The sequence below is a fragment of the Hansschlegelia beijingensis genome (assembly GCF_045505405.1).
Lineage (GTDB): Bacteria > Pseudomonadota > Alphaproteobacteria > Rhizobiales > Methylopilaceae > Methylopila > Methylopila beijingensis_A.
Window position 1 is genome coordinate 1 of sequence record NZ_JBJKEX010000436.1, and the last position, 2290, is coordinate 2290.

Genomic DNA, 2290 nt, shown 5'->3' on the forward strand with positions numbered 1-2290 from the left:
TGCCGCTCGAGCGCGTCGAGCAGCGAGCGCACCTCGCGCTGCCAGCCCTCGTCGAGCGCGACGCCGGGCTCGAGAAACAGCAGCCAGGGACCCTTGGCGGCGCGCGCGGCCTCGTCGAGCCGGTCGCCCCGCCGTCGCCCGCCGCGCACGAAATGGCAGCCGGCGAGATCGGCGACCTCTGCGGTGGCGTCCGTGGAGCCGCCGTCGACGATCGTCACGTCCCGCACCAGGCCGTCCGCCGCTCCGGGAACGAGCGTCGAGAGCGTCGGGACGAGCGCGCGCTCGTGGTTACAGGTCGGGATCAACACGCTGAGCATGAAGGGGATCTCTAGCACGCCGAAAACGTTGTGTCCGGTGAGATTCGAGCGGAAAGCGGGCCCGCTGGTCGAGAATGCGACGACGTTCTTGATTTGTTCCGCGCCGATGTTTACTGTCGCGCTATGGCACATCCCGCGCTCCGCCTCCCTTCCTCCGCAGAGCCCTCGCTCCCCGACGAACGACGGCGGCGCGGCCGCGGCGCGGCCAGCAACGCCAGCGGCCGGTTCGAGCCGCTCGAGCGCGTCGAGGAGGATGACGGCTGGGACAGCGCGGCCGATCTGCCGCCGTTCCGCACGGAGGTCGCGCTCGAGACGGCGCGCACCGCCATCACCCGCAACGACTCGCCCGACATCGGCTTCGATCGCTCGATCAACGCCTATCGCGGCTGCGAGCATGGCTGCATCTACTGCTTCGCGCGGCCGAGCCACGCCTATCTCGGACTGTCGCCGGGGCTCGATTTCGAGACCAAGCTGACCGCCAAGCCGAACGTGGCGGAGCTGCTGCGGCGCGAGCTCGCCGCGCCCTCCTACAAGCCGCGCACCATGGCGCTCGGCACCAACACCGACCCCTACCAGCCGATCGAAAAGACCTACCGGCTGACCCGCAAGATCCTCGAGGTGCTGGAGGAGACCCGCCACCCGGTCGGCATCGTCACGAAGTCGGCGCTGGTGCTGCGCGACCTCGACATCCTGTCGCGCATGGCCGCGCAGGGCCTCGCCAAGGTGGCGATCTCGCTGACCACGCTCGACGCCACGCTCGCCCGCCAGATGGAGCCGCGGGCGGCGAGCCCGTCGCGGCGGCTCGCCGCCATGGCGGCGCTGAAGGAGGCCGGCGTGCCGGTCGCGGTTCTGACCGCGCCGATCATCCCCGCGCTCAACGATCATGAGATCGACCGGCTGCTCGAATCCGCCGCGGCGGCCGGCGCCGAGGAGGCCGGCTACGTGCTGCTCAGGCTGCCGCACGAGATCAAGGACCTGTTCGCGGAATGGCTGCTGGAGCGCCACCCGGCCAAGATGCGCCGGATCCTCTCGCTCGTCCGAGAGACGCGCGGCGGCAAGCTCTATGACGCCGAGTTCGGCAAGCGCCAGACCGGCGAAGGCGTGGTGGCCTGGACGATCGGCCGGCGCTTCGAGATCGCGGCGCGCCGGCTCGGGCTCGACCGCCGGCACCTGAAGCTGAGGACGGACCTGTTCGTCCCGCCCGAGCGGGAGCGGCGCGCGGGCAGCGGCGCCCAGCTGTCACTGTTCTGAGATGCCCGCGGCGCCTCAGCAATTTCGCCATGATGAGCGGCCCTATTCGGCGCCCCTTCCGTTCGAAAGGTCAGCCATGCCGGGGTCGTTGCGTCTGTCTCTCGTCACCCTGGGCGTCGAGGATCTCGGACGTTCCACCGCCTTCTACGAGGCGCTGGGGCTGAAGCGCTCCCCGGCCAGCACCGACGACGTGTCGTTCTTCGACGTCGGCGGCGCGATCCTGTCGCTCTATGGCCGCGAGGCGCTCGCCGCCGACGCCGGCCTCGACGGGGCGGGCGACGGCTTCCGCTCGCAGGCGCTCGCCTGGAATCTCGCCTCCTCCGCGGCGGTCGACAAGGCGATCGTGCGGATGGTGGCCGCCGGCGGCAGGCTGGTGAAGCCGGCGGAGAAGGCCGGCTGGGGCGGCTATGTGGGCTATGTGGCCGACCCCGACGGCCACCTGTGGGAGATCGCCCACAATCCCGGCTTTCCGCTGGACGCGGACGGACGCGCGCGCCTGCCGAAGTGAGCAGGCGGCGGACAGAGCGGCTCGAATCGGCGATGATCGCGGGCTGAGACCTCCCGTCGCCCCGGCCGCATGACCGCCAGATCCGCCCCGAGCGCCTGCGCGCGCCGGGTTCTCAGTGCAGAGAATGTCATGAACACCATCCGTTTTGGCGTCTTCGCGCCCCGACGGCGCGGGAATGTGTCGGAAAGGCCCCGCATTGACAACCCTCCGGCCC

At 70.8% G+C, this 2290-nt stretch carries 3 protein-coding genes; 2 read left to right on the top strand and 1 reads right to left on the bottom strand.

Features of this window, described 5'->3' with window-relative positions; genetic code table 11:
• Window positions 1-317, bottom strand: a 317-nt coding sequence (locus ACIKT0_RS17210; protein WP_407106583.1) for a glycosyltransferase, incomplete at its 3' end; no start/stop codon positions are given.
• A 123-nt stretch (window positions 318-440) separates the two neighbouring features.
• On the opposite strand from ACIKT0_RS17210, the gene ACIKT0_RS17215 reads away from it, so the two are divergent.
• Both ACIKT0_RS17215 and ACIKT0_RS17220 read left to right on the top strand, forming a co-directional pair.
• Window positions 441-1568, top strand: coding sequence for a PA0069 family radical SAM protein (locus tag ACIKT0_RS17215; protein ID WP_407106584.1), 1128 nt, complete (start codon window positions 441-443; stop codon window positions 1566-1568).
• A 76-nt stretch (window positions 1569-1644) separates the two neighbouring features.
• Window positions 1645-2076, top strand: a complete 432-nt coding sequence (locus ACIKT0_RS17220) for a VOC family protein (protein ID WP_407106585.1) — start codon at window positions 1645-1647, stop codon at window positions 2074-2076.
• Window positions 2077-2290 lie beyond the last annotated feature (214 nt).

Bases quoted from the DNA above. Each gene is read 5' to 3' on its own strand.
- ACIKT0_RS17215 (WP_407106584.1), top strand. From the start codon at position 441: ATGGCACATCCCGCGCTCCGCCTCCCTTCCTCCGCAGAGCCCTCGCTC.
- ACIKT0_RS17220 (WP_407106585.1), top strand. From the start codon at position 1,645: ATGCCGGGGTCGTTGCGTCTGTCTCTCGTCACCCTGGGCGTCGAGGAT.